Below are 21105 nucleotides of genomic sequence, written 5' to 3'. Positions count from 1 at the left end.
TTGTCGTCTTCGAACGGGTTGGCGGTCATGGCATGTCCTCGGTCGGAGCGGCTTCGACGGTGCGGGGGGTGAGGTCCAGACGGGCGAAGAGGTCGTCGAGTACCTCCTGCGCGTGATCCACGAGGTAGAAGTGGCCTCCCTCGAAGCAACGGGTGTCGAAGGTGGATCGCGCCACGGTCGACCAGGCCTCGACGGCATCGCGGCCCACGCCCGGATCCGCCTTGCCGTGGTAGACGACGACGGGTGCGCTCACGCCGGTGAGCGTGTGCGGCGACGCCCAGTACTGCTCGATCAGCCGGTAGTCGGCGCGTATCGCCGGCAGTACGAGCTCCCGCAGCTCCGGGTCCTGTAGGGCCGCGGCCTCCGTGCCGCCCAGCAGGCCGATGCTCTCGATCAGCTCGGCATCGCCCTGCTGCGCGCGCGAGCCCTCGGGGGGCACGTGCCCGGGACCGGGCTGACTGGAGACGACGAGCGATGCCGGCGGGACGCCGTACCGCGTCTCCAGGACCACGGCGACCTCGTGGGCGATCGAGGCGCCCATGCTGTGGCCGAAGAGGACCAGGGGCCGGTCCAGGAGGGGGAGGCAGTCCCGTGCGATCGGCTCGACGAGCTCCCGCATGGTCGTTGCGGGCTCCTCCAGGAGCTTGTCCTCCCGCCCCGGATAGCGAACGGCGTGGAGTTCCACGTCGCTCGGCACGGACGGGGCCCACGACCGGAAGAAGCTCGCCGTGCCGCCGGCATGGGGGAAGCAGACGAGTCGCGCGCGGGGGCCGGCACCGCGGCTCAGCCTCCGCAGCCACGTACCGCGGGTCATCGGGACGTCACCCGCCCGACCGCCGCATCGAGGAGCACCGCACCGTGCGCCCAATGGTCCCGCCTGGCAGTGAACTCCGCGCGCAGTCCATGGAATTCGGCGGTCATCCCGGCAAGCGCCCCGGCGCGGGAAGCCGGGCCCGGACCTCCTCCGTACGCGTTGGCCCGGGCGACCGTCGCCGGATCCAGCCAGTGTTCGATGTCGTCGTGCGGCGCGACCCGGGCGATCTCGGGGGTGTCCCTCACGGCGTCGGCGAGGGGCAGGGAGGCGTTGAGGGCACGCAGAACGACACGGCCCACCAGATGGTGGGAGCTCCGGAACGGCATCCCGGACGACACCAGTTGCTCGGCCAGATACGTCGCCGAGGTGTGGCCCTCGACGGCGCGCCGCAGCATCAGCCCGGCGTCGGGTTCGGCGCCGGCCAGCACCAGCCGGAGCAGGGTGACCGCATCGGTGGTGTTCCGCAGCCCGGGCCAGACCTGTCGCAGCGCCTCGTTGGTGACGGCGATGGAGTTGGTGTAGGGCGCCGTGGCCATGGCCGAGGCGGCCGCACTGAACGCGCCGAGGCTCGCGGTCGCCCGGCCCTGGATGTGTTCGAGCAGGAACGGGTTGCGCTTCTGCGGCATCATCGAGCTGGATCCGACCAGGTCGTCGGCGAGCCGTAGCAGCGCGACCTCCTCGGAGGTCCAGGCCGCGAGATCGCGCGCCGCTCGGGAGACGGCGACCCCCAGCACACCGGAGGCCGACAGCAGCCGCAGTCCGAAGTCACGCGAGGCGACCGCGTCCACGGAGTTGGCGGCGGGAGCGGTGAACCCCAGCAGCTCACTGGTACGTCCGGTGTCGATGGCGACGGAAGTGCCGCCGACCGCGCCTGCCCCCAACGGGTTGGTGTCCAGTTCCATGCCCGCGTGCAGGAGGTCGGCGAACGCGCGCAGGACTGCGCAGCCGAGCCCGGCCAGGTAGTGGCCGTAGGTGATGGGCACGGCCGGCTGGCCGTGGGTGTACGCCGGCATGGTGACCTCGCCGTGCTCCTCGGCCTTCGCCAGCAGGACTGCGGCGAGGCCCTCGACCGACTCGAGCAGCCGCCGGTAGACATCGCGGCCGCGCAGCCGGGCCGTCGTGGCGTTGAGGTCGTTGCGCGAGCGGCCGGTGTGCAGCACCCCGCCGACGTCGTCGCCGAGCCGCTCCGACAGCCAGGACTCGTAGGCGAGGTAGACCCCGCGCGGCATGGGCCTGGAGCGGACCGGTGCGAAGCCGTCCCGGCGCAGCCCGTCGACGGCATCGAGCAGTGCGGCGGCGCGCGGGGCGTCCACGATGCCGCACTCGACGAGCATGACCAGATGAGCCCGGTCGACCTCGCTGATCAGCCGGAGTTCCTCGCCCACGGCGTCCTCGGAGTCGCCGGCCGGCAGGTACTGGTCGTAGACGATGGCGTGTGCCTCGGGATGCAGTGCGGTGCCGAGGCGCCCGGTGTCGACGCCCGAGCGTGTCGTGTCCGATGTCATGGACGTGTCTTCCCCTTCGTTCGGGCGGCGTTCGTCCCGCCTCGGTCCGTCCCGCCCCGGTTCGAGTGGTCCAGGGCCGTGGACAGTTCACCGAGGCCCTGGGCGGCGGCACGGGCGGCGGCGGAGGTGTCAGGCGCGACCGCGATGACGTGGCCGATGCGGCCGCGGAAGTCGTGTGCGGGGGCGACCGCTTCCCCGGGCCCGCGGTAGAGGGCGGCCGCTTCGACGCCTGCGGTGGCGAGGGCCGCGTCCAGGGCGGCGGTCCGCGCGTCCGCACCCGCGAGCGCCCCCGGAGCGTCGGCGGTGAGGAAGCGGATGGCGGCGGCGCGGGGCGTACCTGCCGGCCGGAGCGCAGGAGCGAGCCCGACGGCCGCGCGCACCTGGCAGGCCACCAGGTCGACGCCGAGGGCCCGGCCGGCCAGATCGGGGATCATGCCGCCGGCAAGCCGGGGATTGACCTCGATCACGTGGACGTCGTCACCGTCCTGGCGCAGTTCCACGTGCGCCGCACCCCAGCCCAGACCGAGCGCCTGTACGGCCCGTACCGCCGTGTCCCCCAGGCGGCGGGAGTCCCCGGCCGGCAGTGCGGCCGGCAGTACGTGCCCGTACTCGACGAAGTCCGGCAGCGGTCCCAGCTGCTTGGCGACCACGACCACGACCGTACGGCCGAACACCTCCACCGAGTACTCGGCGCCCCGCAGGTACTCCTCGACGAGCACGTCGCGGGCACTCGCCGCCACCCGCCCGTCGACGGCCGCCGAGGTCAGGGCCGCTGCGTGCGCCGCAGCCGCGTCCGGGTCCGCGCACAGCCGTACGCCGAGGCTTCCCGAGCCCAGCACCGGCTTGAGCACCACCGGGTAACCGATCTCCTCGGCGGCGAGGACCGCCTCGCGCTGGTTGCGTACGAGGGCGAACCGAGGCACCGGCACGCCGCCTGCCTGCAGCAGGGCCCGTTGGCGCCCCTTGTTGCGGCAGGCGCGCACGGCAGCTGCGTCCGGACCCGGCAGGCCGAAGGCCCGCGCGACGGCTGCGGCGGTCGCCACGAAGTACTCGGAGCTCGACGTGACGCCCGCGAGCCCTGCCTCCCGGTCGAGAGAGCGCGCGACGGCGAGCACCGCGCGCTCGTCCGAGGTGTCCGCGACCTCGACGCGCAACCCGCCCTCGGCGGCGTAGGGGTAGCGGCCCGGGTCTGCGCCGACGAGGACCGGCCGGAGCCCCAGGTCCGCCGCGCAGCGCGCGAACTGCCTGCCGCTGCCCGTCGTGTTGCTCTCGACGAGGAGCAGGACGGGCCGCGTCACGAGGCCACCGCCGGTGCGACGGCGGTCGCGCGGCCGCGCCGGTCCCACAACAGCCTCGACCACGTCCGGCCGGCGTCAGCGGGCTCGTCGACCAGACGCGGACCCCGGTCGCCGGGAGCGGCGACGATGCCCTGCGCGCGGAGCCAGGAGTCGTCGTAGACGGTGGACTGGTAGCGGTACCCCTCGTCGGGCAGCACCATCAGCACCTTCTCGGCCGGGTGCTGCCGGGCCCACCAGGATGCGACCTGGAAGGAGGCACCGCTGGTCGGACCCATGAACAGGCCGTGCCGGCGGTACAGCTCGCGGGTGGCGTGGAAGGCCTCGCCGGGCGCGACCCAGTGGACCTCGTCGTACGCCGCGTGCTCGACGTTGCCGGGGACGATGCTGCTGCCGAGGCCCCGCAGGACCCGGTGCCCCTCGGGGGCGCCGAAGATGACGGAACCGTGGGTGTCCACGCCTATCAGGCGCGGATCGTGGTCGCCGCGTCGCAGGGAGGCGGCGATCCCGCACGTCGAGCCGCCCGAGCCCACCGGGCCGACCAGGCAGTCGAGGGCACCGAGGGACTGGGCGACAAGGTCGCCCACGGCCGCGTACGCCGCCGGGTTGTCGGGGTTGTCGTACTGGCCCGGTACGAAGCTGTCGGGGTGTTCCCGCCGCAGCTCCGTCACGCGGGCCAGGCGCGCGCCCTGGATGCCGCCGGCCTGCCCTTCGTCGTGGACGATCACGACCTTCGTGCCGAGCATCTCCAGCCGGTTCCGCAGGTCGCGGTCGATCGCAGGGTCGCCGACGATGGTGAGTGGATAGCCGCGCTGTGCGCAGACCATCGCCAGTCCCAGGGCGAAGGTGCCGGACGACGTCTCGATGACCGGTGTCCCTGGGGTGAGGAGTCCGGCGCGTTCGGCCCGGTCGACGATGAAGCGGGCCGGCAGCAGTTTCATCAGGCTGAAGGCGGCCGCGTAGAGGTTGTCGGTGACGTGGATGATGCGGGGCAGCTCGGTGGCCTCGATGATCGATGCGTATGCCTTCGGGGCATGAGGTGATGTCGTCTCAGTCATCGGTGGAGAACTCCCAGTGCTCGATCATTCCGGCGTCGCGCAGGAGTCCCTGCGCGTGCATCGTTCTGCTGTCGACGGCGAGGTCGTCCCGGTCGAAGAGGAGGCCGGCGATGTCACCGCTGTGGGCCGTCTGCACACCGACCGCTCCGGCTTCCTCGGCGATCGACAGGAGGCGTTCGAACCGGGGGATCGGGAGACGGTGCTGATTGATCCGGGCACTGGCGGTCGCCACCTCCCCGAGGAGTCCGACGTCCTTGGTGAGGACGGCCCGGCGCAGCACCGTCCGGAGTTCGGCGAAGCGCCGCACCTCCTCGGGGCTGTACCGGGTGGATGGCAGGGCCAGCGTGTCCACCCCGTCCCCCGTGGAGCCCGGAGCGGAGCCGAACCCCAGGACACGCAGAGGCGGCAGGGGATAGCCGAAGTCCTCGATGACCTCACCATCACGGTGCGCGAAGAGCACCGTGGTGGACGTGAACATCACGGAGTCCGAGGCCCCCTCCGCCTTGACGGCCAGCCGTGCGACCGTCGCTGTGGGCAGCGGCGAGGAGAACGCTTCCTGGACCGCGCCGATCGAGGCCAGGACGTCCCCCGTGGACGAACCGAAGCCACGGCGCAGCGGCACGTCGTCGGAGACCCCCAAGTGCCCGTGTGCCGGCAGTCCGAGTTCGGCGAGGGCGAGTTCCGCGGCCCGTTTCGCCTTGCTCTTCCACCGGGGGAACACGGTCAGGCAGGCTCTGCCCGGCGTGAAGGACGCCCGGACGGAATACAGGGCACAGGGGAGCGTGACCAGGCCCCTGTGCAGGTTCCCCTGGTGGGCGAAGACACCCTGGAGTATCTCCCCGTGATGTACGGGGGCGGAGGCGCGGCCTGTCCGCCCGTCGTTGCCGCTCACGCCGCCAGCTCCGCGACGGTGGGCTTCTCGAACAGGCTCCGCAGGCTGAAGTCCGGCTCCAGTTCGGCGCGGATCAGGGAGGCCAGCCGGATCGCCAGCAGAGAGTGCCCGCCGAGATCGAAGAAGTTGTCGTGGACTCCGATGCGGGGCAGGCCGAGGACTTCGGCGAAGAGGGTGCACAGGATCCGCTGGCGTGGGGTCGTGGGGTCGTGGTGCGTCGTCGCGGCGGGGAGGGACTGCCGGCCGGTTGGTCCACCGCGTGCGCCGGGTGGCAGGTGGTCGTGGGTCCCGAGGCCCGGGGGGACGGGCCGGACGGGGGAGTCGGGTGCCGTTTCGAGGGCGTCGACGACGGCTTCGGCGGCGTCGCGTACCAGCTCGCACACCGTCTCCGGGGAGACCGGCGCCGTCACCTGGGCCGTGAGGCGGAAGCCTGTGCCGAGGTCGTCGACCGACAGGGTGAGCGGGTAGTTGGTGCGCTCACCGGCGTACAGCGTTTCGATCCCGTCGATCCCGTCGACGCCGGATGGTGCTTCCTCGCCGGGGCCTCTGGTGTAGCGGTAGTTGAGGAGCGCCGAGAAAAGCGGGGTCCGGGCGTCGAGGCCGGCGGACCGCTGGGCCAGGACGAGCGGCGCGTGCTCGTGGGACAGCAGTTCCGCCATCTGCACCTGCATGGCGCGGACCGTGTCCGCGAGGCCCGCTGCGGCGGTCCGTACCCGGACCGGCAGGGTGTTCATGAACAGGCCCGGGACACGGTCCGCACCCGTACCGGCGTTCATCCGGCCGAAGAGCACCGTGCCGAAGGTGACGTCGTCACGTGCGGACGCCTCCGCGAGGACCCGCGCCCAGATGACGTGGAACACCATGGCGGGGCTCGTACCCAGTCGGCGTGCCTGTTCCCGCAGGCGCCGTGCGAGGCCCGGGTCGAGCGGTGCGATGGCCTCGGCGGCATCCCGGCCGTTGCCGTGGACGTCCGTCAGCCCGAACGGGGTCGTCGGCTCCGTGACGTCGCCCAGCAGTCCGGCGAAATATTGCTCGTGCTCCCCGGCGGTGACCTGCTGGCGTGCCCCGGCCATGGCCTCGCGGGGTGACAGCGGGGCGGGCAGCCGGTCACCCGTGCCCTTCAGGAAGGAGCCGACCTCGTCCATGATCAGCTCCAGGCTGGTGTGGTCCAGGGTCAGCTGATGGAACTGCAGGACCAGGAGCCAGCGCTCGGTCCCCGGTTCGGCCGCTGCGTACGCTCCCAGTACGGGCGCGCGCCGGGGGTCCACCGGACGGTCGGCGAGGTCCAGCAGCTCGGCCACGCTGTCAGATGATCGGTCGCTCAACGTGACTGTTTGCAAGGGGAGTTCCGTCCTGCGGAGCACCACTTGGACGGGCTCGCGCAACCCCTCCCAGTGCACTGCCGTGCGCAGGGCGTCGTGACGGGCGATCACCTCGCCGAGGGCGTGCAGAAAGGCGTCGAGGCGAGCGCGGGAATCGAAGCGCATCACCGTCGGCAGGACGTACACATCGTTGCCGTGGCCCTCCTCCATCAGGTGGTGGAAGAGGATGCCTTCCTGGAGCGGAGTCGGGGGGTGGATGGCGGCGACATTGGCGGGACCCCCCGGAACAAGGTCGCTGATGCGCGCGATCTCCGCATCGGTCAGTCCCGACAGGGGCACCACGTCGGCGGTGCCGGCATCGATGTCCTCCGGAGCCGCGGCCACGGGCGTCGCGCTCTTCTCCCGGACCGCCTGCGCGGCGATTCCGGCCACGGTCGGGGAAGCGAACAGCGTCCGTACGGCGACGGACAGACCGTGTGCGCGCAGCCGTCCGACCAGTGACACGGCGAGGAGCGAGTGTCCGCCGAGTTCGAAGAAATTGTCGTGGATCCCGACCTCGGGGAGGGCGAGGGCTTCGGCGAAGAGGGTGCACAGGAGCTGCTGGAGCGGGGTCGTGGGGTGGTGGTTCGTTGAGGCCGGGGTGGGGCGGGGGGCGGGGAGCGCCTGCCGGTCGAGCTTTCCGTTGGGCGTCAGGGGCAGGTCGTCCAGAACGACGAAGGCGGTGGGGACCATGTAGTCCGGCAGAGTGGCCGAGAGGTGCGCACGCAGGGCGCCGGTGTCCGGCGCACAGGGCGAACCGGTTCCGGTTCCGGTGCCGGCCGGCGGCGTGGGGACGAGGTAGGCGACGAGGGTCTGGTGGCCCGGGCGATCTTCGCGGGCGATGACAGCGGCCTGGGCAGTCGAGGGGTGTGTGGCGAGTGCGGATTCGATCTCGGCGGGTTCGACGCGGAAGCCGCGGATCTTGATCTGGTTGTCGGTGCGGCCGAGGTACTCGAGATTGCCACTGCTGTCCTGGCGGACCAGGTCGCCGGTGCGGTACATCCGCTCGCCCGGGGCGCCGAAGGGGTCGGCCACGAAGCGCTCGGCGGTGAGGCCGGGCCGCCCGAGATAGCCGCGGGCCAGTCCGGGTCCGGCGAGGTACAACTCGCCGGGTACGCCCGGGGGGACGGGCTGCAGAGCAGCGTCGAGGACGTAGGTGCGGGTGTTGCTGATGGGCCGACCGATGGGGATGGTGGCGGTGTGGGGGACATAGGTCCAGTGGGTGACCTCCACCGAGGCCTCGGTGGGGCCGTAGAGATTGTGCAGTGGGATGCCGAAGCGGTCGTGGAACCGGGCGGCGAGGGTCGAGGGCAGGGCTTCGCCCGAGGCGAGGACGCGGCGCAGGCTCGTGCAGCCGGCGGCAGTGGGCTCGGCCAGGAAGGCGTGCAGCATCGACGGGACGAAATGCACGGTGGTGACCTGCTGGGTGCGGATCGTCTCCGCGAGCTGGACGGGGTCCTTGTGCGCCTCTGGGGCGGCCACCACGATGGCGGCGCCGGTGCTGAGGGGCCAGAAGAGCTCTCTGACGGAGACGTCGAACCCGACAGGCGTCTTGAGCAGGACCCGGTCGTCCGGCCGGAGGCGGTACGCGGACTGCATCCAGGTCAGCCAGTTGACGACGCCGCGGTGCGCGACGACGGTGCCCTTGGGCCGTCCGGTGGAGCCCGAGGTGTAGATCACGTAGGCGGGGTGGGCGGGATCGACCGGCGGCAGGTCGTCGGCAGGGCCTGGGCCTTGTGCGAGGTCCGCGGCCGCCAGCCAGGCCTCGTCGATGGTCAGGGCGGGCCGCGCGTCGGCGAGGACGTAGGCGAGGCGGTCGGCAGGGTGGTCCGGGTCGAGCGGCACGTACGCGCCGCCTGCCTTGAGCACAGCCAGGACGGCAACCACCAGGTCGGCCGAGCGGTGCAGCTTGACGGCCACGTGCTCCTCCGGGCCGACGCCCCGGGCGGCGAGCCGGTGGGCGAGGCGGTTGGCGCGTGCGTTGAGCTCCGCGTAGGTCAGGCGTTGGCGGCCGCTCACCACCGCGAGGGCGTCGGGGGTCCGGGCCGCCTGTGCCTCGAACAGCTGGGTGAGCGTCACGGCCGGGAACTCCGTCGCCGTGCCGTTCCACTCCACCAGCAGCCGGTGCCGCTCCGACTCCTCCAGAACGCCCACCTCACCGACCCGCTGCTCGGGATCGGCGATCGCGGCCGTCAGGACACGTACGAAGCGGGCGGCCACGGACTCGGCGGTCTCCCGGTCGAACAGGTCGGCGGAGAAGTTGACGGTGCCCGCGATGCCGTCGGGGTCCCCGGTGCCGTCGAAGCACTCGACCAGGGCGAAGTCCAGGTCGAACTTCGCCGGCAGCGTGACGGGCGGCAGCGGGTCGCACCGCAGACCCCGTAGCTCCAGGTGGTCCTCGGCATGGTTCTGCAGTACGAGCATGACCTGGAACAGTGGATGGCGGGCCATGGACCGGACCGGTGCCAGATCCTCCACGAGCCGCTCGAAGGGCACATCCTGATGGGCGAACGTCGTCAGGCTCTCTTCCCTCACCCGCTCCAGCAGCCGGGCGAAGGTGGGGTTCCCGGTCAGATCGGCGCGCAGGACCAGGGTGTTGACGAAGAATCCGACGAGATCGTCCAGCGCCTCGTCCGTACGGCCCGCGACGGGTGTGCCGATGGGGATGTCGGAGCCGGCGCCGAGCCGGTGGAGCAGGACGGCCAGCGCCGACTCCAGCACCATGAACGGCGTCACCCCCCGGGACCGGGCCAGAGCCACCAGCCCGCGGTGCACGGCGGCCGGGATGCGAAAGGCGACCTCCCCGCCCCGGTGGCCGGCGATCGCCGGCCGGGGCCGGTCGGCCGGCAGCCGGAGTTCCTCCGGCAGGCCCGCCAACGCCGTACGCCAATAGGCCGACTGCCGGGAGAGAAGGCTGTTCGCATCGCTCTCGTCACCGAGGAGTTCCCTCTGCCACTGCGTGTAGTCCGCGTACTGCACCGGCAGGGGCGTCCACCGCGGGGCCTTCCCCAGGCAGCGGGCCGCGTACGCGGTGGACAGGTCCCGGTTCAACGGACCCATGGACCACCCGTCCGCCGCGATGTGGTGGACGACCAGCACCAGCACGTGATCGTCCGGGGCCGAGGTGAACAGCGTGGCCCGGAAGGGGATGTCACGGGACAGGTCGAAGGGCGCAGTGGCCGCCGCCTCCAGTAGCTTCTGGAGACCGGCAGCACCCTCACCCGGGCCGACGGGGGCAAGGACCGCCGTCGGGTCCAGCTCGTCCACGGCCAGGACCTTCTGGTACGGCTGCCCGTCGACGGCGGGGAAGACCGTGCGCAAGGTCTCGTGCCGCGCGAGCACGTCCACCAGGGCGGACCGCAGCGCCTCCTCGTCGAGGCTGCCCGTCAGACGCACCGCCACGGGCAGGTTGTAGGTCGCGTTCGGCCCCTCCAGCTCCTGCAGGAACCACTGGCGGCGCTGCGCGAACGACAAGGGCAGCACGTCCGGTCGCTCCCGGGGCGTCAATGCCGGCCGCGCCGCGCCCGACTGACCGAGCTGGGCGGCCAGTCCGGCGACGCTCGGGTTCTCGAACAGGGCGCGGATGCCCACCTCCAAGCCCAGGGCGGAGCGGATGCGCGAGACCAGCCGGGTCGCCAGCAGCGAGTGCCCGCCGAGGTCGAAGAACCCGTCGTCGACCCCGACGCCCTCCAGACCCAGGACGTCGGCGAACAGGTCGCAGAGCACCTTCTCCTGCTCGGTGGCGGGTTCGCGTCCTGAGCCCGTGGATGCGACCGCCGGGGCGGGCAGGGCCCGTCGGTCGAGCTTGCCGTTCCCGGTCAGCGGCAGACCGTCCAGAAGCACGAAGGCCGCGGGGACCATGTACTCGGGCAGCGCGGCCGCGACGTGGGCGCGCATGGCAGCGGCATCCGGCTGCCCGTCGGCACCGGCCGCGGAGTCCAGCCCGTCGGCACCGGCCGTGGCACCGGCCCGCGCGACAGGGACGACGTACGCGACGAGCCGCTTGTCCCCGGGGCGGTCCTCGCGGGCGACCACGGCTGCCTGGGCCACCGACGGGTGGGTGGCCAGCACCGACTCGACCTCACCGGGTTCGATGCGGAAGCCGCGGATCTTGACCTGCTCGTCGACCCGGCCGAGGTACTCCAGCCGGCCGTCGGTGCGCCAGCGCACCACGTCCCCTGTGCGGTACATCCGCTCGCCCGCGGCACCGAAGGGATTGGCTATGAAGCGCCCGGCGGTCAGGCCGGGCCGTCCGAGGTAGCCTCGGGCCAGCCCGGCCCCGCCGATGTAGAGCTCCCCGGCGACGCCCGCGGGAACCGGCCGCAGCGCCGGATCCAGCACGTAGACCTCGGTGTTCCAGAGCGGACGGCCGATGGGGACGAGCGACTGCGGTACGGGGTCCCCGGCGTGCAGGGGGTTCACGGTGGAGAACACCGTGGTCTCCGTGGGGCCGTACTCGTTGGCCACGACGGTGCCGGGGCAGGCATCGAGCACCCGACGCACCGCCGTGGGGGAGACCACGTCGCCGCCCGCCCAGATCTCCCGTACACCGGCGAAGCATTCGGGGTGCTCTTCGGCCAGTACGCGGAACAGGCCGGCACTGACGAAGAGGCCGGTCACTGCCTGTTCTGCGACGACGGCGGCGAACGCGGCGGCGTCCAGCCGGCCGGGCGGGGCGACGACGACCCGGCCCCCCGTCAGCAGCGGGGTCCACATCTCGAAGGTCGAGGCGTCGAAGGCGTACGGCGAGTGCATCAGGACCCGCTCGTGGTTGCCGCCCCGCCAGTACCGGTCGGCCGCGAGGTGCACGACGTTGCGATGCGTGTTGGCCACGCCCTTGGGCGTGCCGGTCGAGCCCGAGGTGAACATCACGTAGGCGGCCTGCTGCGCATGGACGATCTTGCCCGGAGCGGCCTCGGGGCCGTCCGCCGTGTGCTGGCCTCCGTCCACGCGTAACACCGGCGCCCCGACCCTGAAGCCGATCCGGTCCGAGTCACGGTCGGTCACCAGGGCCACCGCCGAGGTGTCGCGGAGAATGAACTCCGAGCGCGAGGCGGGCTGGTCCGGGTCGATCGGCACGTACGCCGCACCCGCCTTGAGTACGGCGAGCGAGGAGACCACGACGTCGGACGAGCGCTCCAGGAGGACCGCGACCCGGTCCTCGCTGCGCACGCCCAGCTCCAGCAGCCGATGGGCCAGCCGGTTGGCCCGGGCGTCGAGTTCGCGGTAGGACAGCTCGGTCCGCCCGGAGACGACGGCGACGGCGTCGGGAGTACGTGCCGCCTGGGCTTCGAACAGGGCGTGGACGGTGGCATCCGCGGGGAAGCCCACCGCAGTGTCGTTCCACTCGGCGAGCATCCGATGGCGCTCCGCGCCGTCCAGGATCTCCACCCGCCCGACCTGCCGGTCCGTATCCTCCGCCAGGGCCGTCAGCACCCGGAGCATGCGGTCCGCGTGCGCGGCGACCTGCCCGGCGTCGTGCAGTGCCGGGTCGGCGTCGACGTCCAGGAGCGCAGCCCGTCCGCCCCGTTCCTCGCGGACGAGGACGGTCAGGTCCGCTCCGGTCAGCCGGAGTGCGCCACCGAGCACGTCCGGTTTCCGCCGCAGCGCCTCGCGCACGGCGCCGTCGGTCTGCCGGACCAACGCGGTCAGGCTCTCACCGGGCCGTACCGTCAGGCGCAGCGGCAGCCCCAGGGTGACCTCGTCCGCTCCCGTCAGGTGGTGGGTGTAGAGGGCCGCTGCTGCCAGGGTCAGCGTGGACCGGCCGACCTCCAGCCGACGTGCCGTGGACTGCAGCGCGTCGGTGAGCCCGTCGGACAACGTGATGGAGTGGCGCAGGCGTGTGGGGGTCTCGGGGCGACGTTCCGCCATGTCAGCGCTCCCGGTGTGTCGGCGTTCCGGCGTTCATCGCTCTCGGATCCCGTAGGAGATGCGCGACGCCGACTCCACGGCGATCGCGTACGACTCCTCGCGGGAGCGTCCGACGGCGTGCACGTAGCCGATGTACTGGCTGTTGGACTCGATCCCACTGCTGACCTCGTCGCCGAGGGCGACGTAGAGGCCGGCAGCCCGGCAGCCCTCCACGGCCACCGCTTCGTCCAGCCCGTGCACGTCGTCCAGCCGTCCGGAGGACGGAGCCGTCAGGTACAGCTCCGTGACCGCTCCCTCGAAGGCGAATTCGGGCACGGGGCTGCCCGTCAGCTTCGCCACCAGCAGGTCGGCGGGCAGGACACCCGTCAGCTCGCCGATGGCGTGCTGAACGCCGGCGCCGACGAAGCGCGGATTGAGTTCGACCAGCCGCGGCCCGTCCTCCGTCAGAATGAACTCGAGGTGGAAGGCGCCGAAGTCGTACTCCAGGGCTGCCAGCGTCTGCGCCACGTAGTCGTCCGCACCGGGGAAGGGGCGCTCGGCGGAGAAGCGGACAGCGAGTTCCACGAACCGGGGCGGAGCGGACATCACGCGGTCCGAGTACCCGATGATGCGCAGCTCGCCCGCGTCAACGAATCCCTCGGCGCTGAACAGCGGGCCGACGAGGACCTCCTCGAACAGCAGCCTGCGCTGCGGGCGCACGCGCCTGCCGTACGCCCGCTCCAGGTGCCGGGCCGCCACGTCGCGCACGGCGTGCACGTCCTCGGCCAGGACGACGTCCCAACTGGAGGCACCGTCCACGGGCTTGACGATGCACGGGTAGCCGATCGGCGACTCCAGGTCCTGGGCGTACGCGGACTTGACCCCCCACCGGATGTCCGGGAGCCCGGCCGAGGCCAGGGCTGCCCGGGCCACCGCCTTGTCCCGGGCGATGCCGGACCCCAGCGGCTGGGGTCCGGCGAGGCCGAGCTTCGCGGCGACCGCGGCCGCCGTCCGGACGAAGCTGTCCACGGAACTGAACACGGCTGCGATCCCGCCGGTCAGTACCTTGAGCACGTGTACGACGGTGGCGGCGTCCGAGGTGTTGGTCACCAGCCATGCGTCGACCACGTCATCGAACTGATTGCCGTAGCTGGTTGTGTCGGATGCGGCGACCGCTGTGCGGAAACCGAGTCGCCGGGCTGCCTCGAGCTGGGCACGGGCGGGAGCCGTGATGGCACCGCCGGCCGCCAGCCGACCGCTGCCGCCGCCGGGCAGCGTGTGCAACTCCACGAACACGACCCAGGCGTTGTGCGCGGGCATGATCTGCCTTTCTCTGGAATATGGATCAGACGTCACAGCGCATCGGCGAGGAAGCGGGATGCGGATGCGGTCCGCTCGGCGGCGCCGCCCATGTCGTCGGCGAGCTGCTGCCACCGGACGGCGTTGCGGGCGCGTGCCGTCCCGGAGTCGCCGCCGTCGGCCACCCCGGTCCGTACACCCCACAGCAGGGAGACCTCGGCGCCGCGACGGATCTTCGGCTGCAGGGTGCCGATTCCCAGGTGCAGGCGGGACGCGCCGGCCCGATAGGCCGCTTCCATCGGCCGGTAGTAGAGGAGTTCGAAGTACTCGGCCGCCACCGCGGGGCGCCGGTAGTCGAACCCGTAGGCCCTGGAGGAGACTTCGTGGGGCGTCACATAGGTGAGGGTGCAGCCGACCATCCCGCCGTCCTTGCGGCAGGCGTGCACGACACCGGCGTCGGCGGTCGCCTCCGCCTGGCCGCGCATCAGGGCACGGATGAAGTCGGTGCCGGACCGCTCGCCGTGGTGCTGCTGGTGGGAGGCGATGAGGGGACTGATCTCGTCCCAGCAGGCGGAGAACGGAATCTCCGAGCAGGTGTAGCCGGCCGCACGGAACGCGTCGCGGTCCTTGCGGATCTGCCGTCTCATGTTGCTCGATCCGGACTGCAGGTAGTCCTCGAAGGACGTCCCGGGCAGCGCGATGGCGCAGTCCGCGGCGAGCAGCCTGGGCGGAGATCCCGCACCGAACGACAACAGGGCTTCGGCATCGGCATCGCCCAGGTACAGCCACCACGCGTGCCCGTCGGCCTCTTCCGCCGCGATCCGGTTGACGGCGTCGACGAGCTGACCGGTGAGGTGCCGCTTCCGCTCCGGATCCGCGTCCGCTCCGGCATCCGTGAGGATGCGGTTGGCGTAACCGCGCCGGTTACCCGCCAGCACGGTGCGTCCCATGGCCCGACTCTGCTGCGGCAGGTCGGGAAACAGCCGTGCGGGGTCGTACATGGCGCTCGCCTCGGAGTCCACGAGGTACACCGGGACTCCCGCGACGAGCTGACCGTCGCCCTCACGGACCAGCACGTAGCGCACGGACGATCCGGGATCCGCCTCCTGGTACCTCGTCCAGGCATGCCCCGCATAGAACGAGCCGCCCGACAGGGCGTCCCATGCGTCCCTGTCGACACCGTCGAGACTCTTCACCACGTCGATGTTCACCGGGCCTCCCCGACCAGCGCCTCGGACCCGGGAGAGATCCCGAGCAGGTCCGCCAGGTCCGGACCGACGGCGTCGGCGATCCACGCGGCCGGCCGGTCCTGCGGCCACAGGACCACGGCCCGGCCCGTCCAGCTCGCCCAGAACCGTTCGGCGGGCAGCTCCGTGTGGTCGGCACCCCAGCGGGACGGGTCGGCGAACGCCGCGTACCGTTGGCCGTCCTTGACGGCCTCGCCGCGGAACACCACGAGATGTCCGCCCTTGCGGCCGTCCTCGGGAAACCGGAAGCTGGCCGACACGATGCTCGGCAGTCCCGCCTCGGCGATGCTCTGCAACTGCGCGGGGAAGCTGAAGGGCACTGCCGCGCCGGACAGCCCGTGCAGGCCGGCGACATCGACCAGGCCGCGGTGGATCCACCCCTTGGGCGTGTAGGCGCCCTGCTCCAGTCCCTCCCTCAACAGGTGCCGCTGGGACGGGACCGGCAGGCCGTGGTGGTCGAGGATCATGCGCAGACAGGCGAGTCCGCAGCACTTCTCCCCCCAGACCTCCGGACCGCCCGAGGGCCAGGGAAAGGCGGTGTCGGACTGCTCCGCGGCGGTGAAGTGCTGGGGATAGCGCTGGACGGGAAGGGGTGTGGTCACCTTGGTGCTCCGTGCTGGGGACTTCACGAGGACGGGACGCTCCGATCTGAGGGCAGCGTCATGGGGGTGGCGGCCGGACGTCGAAATGCGTGCCGGTTGCGGTTCGCGGCCAGTGCCGCCGTCGACGCCAGGAAGCCGGACACGACGAAGAACCCCGCGAGCACGATCCATCCTGCGGTTCCGTTCCCCAGGATCAGCGTGGCGAGCAGGGTCGGGGCGAGGGCGCGCATCACGCCCGGCCCCAGTGCGAAGACGCTCTGGTAGGCGCCCTGTGCGTCGTCGGAGGCCAGCTCGAACCCGAAGCAGAACTCCGCGGACGTCTGCCACAACTCGCCGGCCGTGTAGATCACGGTCCACAGGAGGAGAACGGCGATGCAGAGGACGGGCCCCAGGGACTCCGTGGCCGCCAGGGTCAGGCAGGCCGCAGCGAGCACGACACCGGTCAGCCGCGCCATCCGGGCCGCCTGGGGTACGGCACTCGCCCGCCGGCTGACCCGAACCTGGAGGAGGACCACGATGACCGTGTTGACGATCATCACCATGGCGATGGACCACTTGGGTGCGTCGGTGTGGTCGGCGACCCAGAGCGGCAGAGCGAAGCTCAGCACGCTGGCGTGCAGCGCCAGCAGTCCGTTGGCCGCGGTGACGGCGAGATAGCGGGTGTCGCGCAGCGGGCCCGGTGCGCGGGCGCCGACCGCTGCGGCGCGGGGCCCCCGGTGGTGCGCGACGTGCACTCCGGCCAGCATCGAGGCGGCGGCAGTGAAGAGGACGGCGTTGCCCGCCACCACGAACGTGTAGGCCTGCGGAGTGTCCACCAGCAGTGCGGCGCCGGCGATCAGCGTGCCCAGCCCCAGCCCGACGTTGGTGGCGGTCCTGAGTTGCGCCCTGGCGGTGATCCGGTTGCCGCCGTCGCTCATGGCGTGGATCAGGGAGCCGACGGTGCCGGAGATGCCGCGATCTGCGATGCCGCTGATGGTGGCGACCACGAGAAACCAGGAGAAGCTGCGCACCTGGGTGAACACGGCCATCATCGCGGCCTGGACCACCAGCAGCGACACGTAGACGAGCTTGGGCCCGAACCGGTCGGCCAGCCGGCCGAACACCATCATCAGGGCGAGCCCCACTCCGGTGCCCACCGTCAGCCCGAGGGCCGTTTGCTCGACGCTCAGTCCGACGGTCCTCGTGAAGAACAGGGTGCCGCCGGTGATGTACAGCCCGCTGCCGACCGTGTTGATGAGGTTGGCAACGGCGAACCGGCGTAATCCGCCCGGAGGTGGCAGCAGTTGCAGCTTGGCGATCACTCGGCTGTCCATGGAGCGGGTGCGGCATTCTCGACGGCGTTCACCAGAAGAGACGTGATGAGTTCGGGGTAGGTGATGCCCTCGAGGCGGCAGGAAACGGGCAGATTGCTCTGGTCCTGCAGGCCCGGAATGGTGTTCACCTCGAGGGCGTAGGCGACGCCCTGATTGTCGATCATGTAGTCGATCCGGACGGCTCCGCGGCAGGCGAGGAACTCGTAGACCGCCTTCGATTTCTCGGTCAGGTCCTTGAGTTCGTGGGGCGGCAGGTCCGGCACGCGGTATTCGACGTGCGGCGCCCCGGAGCCCCCGAGTTTCGTCGACTCGTCGTAGTACTCGGACTCGGTGACGAACTCGAGCGGCGGCAGTGCTGTCGGGCCCGACTCCGTGGCCATGACGCTCACGGTGACGGCCCGGCCGTGGATGTATTCCTCGAGGAAGAGCCGGTTGAACCCTCGGCTGTTGAGGACTTCGGCCTCGTGGGGCAGGTCTGCCGCGGCGCCGACCAGGGCCATGCCGACGCTGCTGCCGCCGTCCACGGCCTTGAGCATGGCGGGGAACGAGAAGTCGCCCGGCACCTCGGCCGCCCGGGAACGGGGGACGGGCACAGCCCGTGGGACGGGTATTCCGAGGTAGCTGAACACGGCCTTGCTGGCGAGCTTGTCCATGCCGATGCTGCCGGCCAGGACACCGGAAGAGGTATAGGGGATCGAGAGGTAGTCGAGCAGCCCCTGGAGCCTGCCGTCCTCGCCGTACGGGCCGTGCACGTTCAGGAAGGCAACGTCGAAGAGCCGGATGCGCTCGATGAAGTCCGTGTCTGTGGGATCCACATGCTCGGCGTGCAGGCCGAGGCCCTCAAGGGCGCCCAGAATGCCGGCGAGTGACCACTTCTCGCGCGGTACGTTGCGAATGTAGAGGCTGTCCTCTTCGGAAACGGGGCCGTACACCACGGCAATCCTCTTGTGGCGTAACAGCTCGGCCTGTAACACATTGACTCCTGTCTGGCGTTTTCCGTCCGGACGGGAAGGCGCGCCGGACGCACTCGGCGCTCCTGGCAACCCCTCCGGTTCCTGGCAGCCCGCTGGGCGTCCCAGACGGCCGGGCAGGGTGGGGGACGGTAATCGGTCAAGTTTTGAGGGAGGTTTCGCGCGCAGGTCTGCGCGGACGTGCGCCTGCGGCACCGGGGTCCCGTGAGGGCCCCGCACCACCACGACAACGGGGGACACACGGTCCCCACGGTTGGACAGCCGGAGGGAATCCCGCCCCGGTCGCCCCGGCTGCCGCGTTGTCTCAGGGCGATCGGTGTGGCTGGTTTTCCCCGACGATGATTGGCCAGTTCGATTAATCTCAGCTAACGGGCCTGAGTCTGGCATGATCGTGGCAGGTCGTCAACCAACATTAATCCCGCTGCTCAGGGGGGCTGTTCTGTCCAAGGAAGCGTTCAGAGAGAGACTCGACAGGCTCTTCGAGACTGTTCATCCGCCGGGTCGGGGCCCCTACTCGAACAAGGAGGTCGCGCAGCTGCTGCAGGAACGCGGGGGGCCAGGGCTCTCCCACGTCTACCTGTGGCAACTGCGCACCGGACGGCGGGACAACCCGACCCGGCGGCACCTCGAGGCGCTCGCGGAGTTCTTCGGGGTGCCCGTGGCGTACTTCTTCGACGACGACACCGCAGGCAGGATCGACGCCGAACTGGACCTCGTTCGGCAACTGCGCGACAGCGGAGTGAAGAGGGTCGCGACACGCGTTGCCGGGCTGTCGCCGGCGAGCATGGAGCAGATCCTCGCCGCCGTCGAGCAGCTTCGGATGAAGGAGGGCCTTGCATCCGATCCGTCCGAAGGGGGGAGGAGCGGGAGCGGCGCGGCCGACGAGGACGAGGGGGAGGGTTCGTGAAGTACTCGGATGACGTGCGGCGCCACAGCCGCCGCTTCGTCCGCAGTCTCCGGCTGCCGCCGGTCGACAGCGTGCGGGACCTGCTGCCCGCCGTGGAGGAGCGCTCCGGGTATCCCATACGGATTGTTCCGTCGCCCGCGGACAACGTAGGGGGCGTGTGCGGCCTGTGGATCCGGATGGCGGAGGGCGTCGACTACGTATTCGTCGACGAGAAGACGAGCCGCGCCCATCAAGACCACATCATCGCCCATGAATTGGCGCACATCCTCTGCAACCACCGCGGCTTCGCGGCCTTGCCGCAGGCGGCCCCGGACTCCGAGCGCCTCGTCCCCACGCTCGACCCGTCGGTGGTGAGGATGATGCTGGGTCGCACGGACTACGCCCACGGCGACGAGAAGGAGGCGGAGCTGGTCGGCACGTACCTGCAGCGCCACGTCCACCGGCCCCGAGTCCGCATCAAGCAGCACGACCGGGCCGCGGAGACGTTGTTGGGCGGCCACGACATGAGGAAGTGAACAAGGAACGTGCAGCAGCTCCTCCATCCGGTGTGCCTGGCGCTGGCCGCAGCCGGATTCCTCCTGCTCCTGGCCTCCCCGCAACGTCTGCGGCAGGATCGGGCGCGTGCCGCCCTCGCAGGCGTCTACGGCTTTTGCGCATGCTCCTTCCTGGTTTCCCTGGAACCCGTCTGGCAGTTCGTGGGCGGCGTCACGGGCCGCCCCTCGATCGGCATCCTCATGGCGTTCGGCTTCGTGACGGCGCAGGTGGCGCTGCAATCCGTCGTCCTCGCCCACTGGGCGCTCTCCCCGGACCGCGCACGGGCCCGGGCCCGGCTGTTCCTCACGGCCGGCGGAGTGGTCGTCCTGGCACTGACCACCCTCTTCTTCCTGCTACCCGCCGGCGGTCCGACGACGCCTCAGCAATTCACGGCCACGTACATCCGCTACGGCGTCTACCAGACGTACCTGGTCCTCTACGTGGTCGCGTACGGCATCGGGCAGGGCGTCCTCGGCGTCGGCTGCTGGAGAGCCGCCGGCCGCACGGAAGAGGTGTGGATCGCACGCGGACTGCGTGTCGTCGGCACCGGGGCCCTGCTCACGCTCGGCTACAGCGCCATCCGACTCGCCGCAGTCGCAGCCGCAGCAAGCGGAAGCGGCGGACCGTCGGCGGCCACCGAGAGCCTGGCGTGGGTCTTCGCCGACATCGGTAACCTGCTCGTCCTCACCGGATTCTTCATCCCGACGCTGGCCGTTCACACCGTCCTGCGCATGAAGACCTGGTTGCGCACGCACCGCGACTACCGGGCCCTGGCACCCCTGTGGAGCGTGATGCACGACGTCGTACCCGGCATCGTGCTCGAACCGCAAGGGTCGGTCACGGCGACCCGCTCGCCGAGCTGGGGCACGGCGTGGCGTCTGTACCGCCGTGCCGTGGAGATCCGGGACGGCCAGTGGGCCCTGCGGCACTACCTGGAGGAGTCGGTGCGCCGTACGGCCGAGGAGCGCCATCGCGCCGCCGGACTCGTGGCGGCCGAGCTGGCTGCTGCCGTGACGGCCGACCAGCTCCACTCAGCAGTGGCCGCCTATGTCCGCGGGGATCCCGCACTCGGCCCGGCCGAATACGCCGATGCCCGCACGCGCGAGTCGCTCCGTACTCCGGACGACGACGTCCGCGCCCTGCTGCGGATCGCCGCTCGCTTCAATGCCGGCGCTGCCACCGAGGAAGCAGCGCCCGCACGCACCTGACAGGACAACAAGTGGTGCCCGTCGCGGGGCCGTTGCGTGAACGAGTGGTCGCTCGACGCTCCGTTCTCCACGCAGAGGAGTCGCCTCACCGGGTCTCGGCGTAGGTTGCCGGCTGAGGAGGCGGGCCTGGCCCGCCACCCCGTCGGTCGGCTCACCGCGGCCGAGCTGCCCCTGCGCCTCTACGCCACGGCGTTCGAGCAGGCCCTCGCCGGCATCTCGGGCTGCTACGGCACCCCCCGCTACCGAACG

The 21105-nt window shown here is 71.3% G+C and carries 14 protein-coding genes; 3 read left to right on the top strand and 11 right to left on the bottom strand.

The window, feature by feature from the left end; all coding sequences use genetic code 11:
* Positions 1-25: 25 nt before the first annotated feature.
* Genes B6R96_RS04890 through B6R96_RS04840 form a run of 11 tightly spaced genes read right to left on the bottom strand, consistent with a single transcriptional unit; the run spans position 26 to position 18210 of the window.
* Positions 26-814, bottom strand: a complete 789-nt coding sequence (locus tag B6R96_RS04890) for a thioesterase II family protein (protein WP_081521720.1) — start codon at positions 812-814, stop codon at positions 26-28.
* Positions 811-2319: an argininosuccinate lyase gene (gene argH / locus B6R96_RS04885; RefSeq protein ID WP_081521719.1), complete on the bottom strand. Its 1509-nt coding sequence runs from the start codon at positions 2317-2319 to the stop codon at positions 811-813. The genes B6R96_RS04890 and argH overlap by 4 nt, the downstream gene beginning before the upstream one ends.
* Complete coding sequence (locus B6R96_RS04880; RefSeq protein WP_081524979.1) at positions 2316-3617, bottom strand: ATP-grasp domain-containing protein; 1302 nt, start codon at positions 3615-3617, stop codon at positions 2316-2318. Before B6R96_RS04880 ends, argH begins: the two co-directional genes overlap by 4 nt.
* On the bottom strand, positions 3614-4672 hold the full coding sequence (locus B6R96_RS04875; protein WP_237291323.1) for a PLP-dependent cysteine synthase family protein: 1059 nt from the start codon (positions 4670-4672) through the stop codon (positions 3614-3616). Before B6R96_RS04875 ends, B6R96_RS04880 begins: the two co-directional genes overlap by 4 nt.
* Positions 4665-5564: a GHMP family kinase ATP-binding protein gene (locus B6R96_RS04870; RefSeq protein ID WP_107475675.1), complete on the bottom strand. Its 900-nt coding sequence runs from the start codon at positions 5562-5564 to the stop codon at positions 4665-4667. Before B6R96_RS04870 ends, B6R96_RS04875 begins: the two co-directional genes overlap by 8 nt.
* Complete coding sequence (locus tag B6R96_RS04865; RefSeq protein WP_081521718.1) at positions 5561-12796, bottom strand: non-ribosomal peptide synthetase; 7236 nt, start codon at positions 12794-12796, stop codon at positions 5561-5563. The genes B6R96_RS04870 and B6R96_RS04865 overlap by 4 nt, the downstream gene beginning before the upstream one ends.
* A gap of 33 nt (positions 12797-12829) precedes the next feature.
* Positions 12830-14095, bottom strand: coding sequence for an ATP-grasp domain-containing protein (locus B6R96_RS04860; protein ID WP_081521717.1), 1266 nt, complete (start codon positions 14093-14095; stop codon positions 12830-12832).
* A 32-nt stretch (positions 14096-14127) separates the two neighbouring features.
* Positions 14128-15285 carry a GNAT family N-acetyltransferase gene (locus B6R96_RS04855; protein WP_081521716.1) on the bottom strand — a complete coding sequence of 386 codons (1158 nt, stop codon included), beginning with the start codon at positions 15283-15285 and terminating at the stop codon, positions 14128-14130.
* Positions 15282-15923, bottom strand: coding sequence for a cysteine peptidase family C39 domain-containing protein (locus B6R96_RS04850; protein ID WP_159396283.1), 642 nt, complete (start codon positions 15921-15923; stop codon positions 15282-15284). The genes B6R96_RS04855 and B6R96_RS04850 overlap by 4 nt, the downstream gene beginning before the upstream one ends.
* A 23-nt stretch (positions 15924-15946) precedes the next feature.
* Entirely contained in the window at positions 15947-17236 is a 1290-nt protein-coding gene (locus tag B6R96_RS04845; protein ID WP_081521714.1) for an MFS transporter, read from the bottom strand.
* Positions 17221-18210, bottom strand: coding sequence for a D-alanine--D-alanine ligase family protein (locus tag B6R96_RS04840; protein ID WP_159396282.1), 990 nt, complete (start codon positions 18208-18210; stop codon positions 17221-17223). Before B6R96_RS04840 ends, B6R96_RS04845 begins: the two co-directional genes overlap by 16 nt.
* 382 nt (positions 18211-18592) lie before the next feature.
* Between B6R96_RS04840 and B6R96_RS04835 the strand changes: the two genes are divergently transcribed.
* Genes B6R96_RS04835 through B6R96_RS04825 form a run of 3 tightly spaced genes read left to right on the top strand, consistent with a single transcriptional unit; the run spans position 18593 to position 20856 of the window.
* Entirely contained in the window at positions 18593-19114 is a 522-nt protein-coding gene (locus B6R96_RS04835) for a helix-turn-helix domain-containing protein (protein WP_237291322.1), read from the top strand.
* Positions 19111-19629: an ImmA/IrrE family metallo-endopeptidase gene (locus B6R96_RS04830; protein WP_081521712.1), complete on the top strand. Its 519-nt coding sequence runs from the start codon at positions 19111-19113 to the stop codon at positions 19627-19629. Before B6R96_RS04835 ends, B6R96_RS04830 begins: the two co-directional genes overlap by 4 nt.
* A gap of 9 nt (positions 19630-19638) precedes the next feature.
* Positions 19639-20856 carry an MAB_1171c family putative transporter gene (locus B6R96_RS04825; protein WP_081521711.1) on the top strand — a complete coding sequence of 406 codons (1218 nt, stop codon included), beginning with the start codon at positions 19639-19641 and terminating at the stop codon, positions 20854-20856.
* The last annotated feature ends 249 nt before the right edge of the window (positions 20857-21105 follow it).

The organism is Streptomyces sp. Sge12 (assembly GCF_002080455.1).
Classification (GTDB): domain Bacteria; phylum Actinomycetota; class Actinomycetes; order Streptomycetales; family Streptomycetaceae; genus Streptomyces.
The sequence above is the reverse complement of the archived record's forward strand: the minus strand, read 5'-3'. Positions and strand labels throughout refer to the sequence as shown.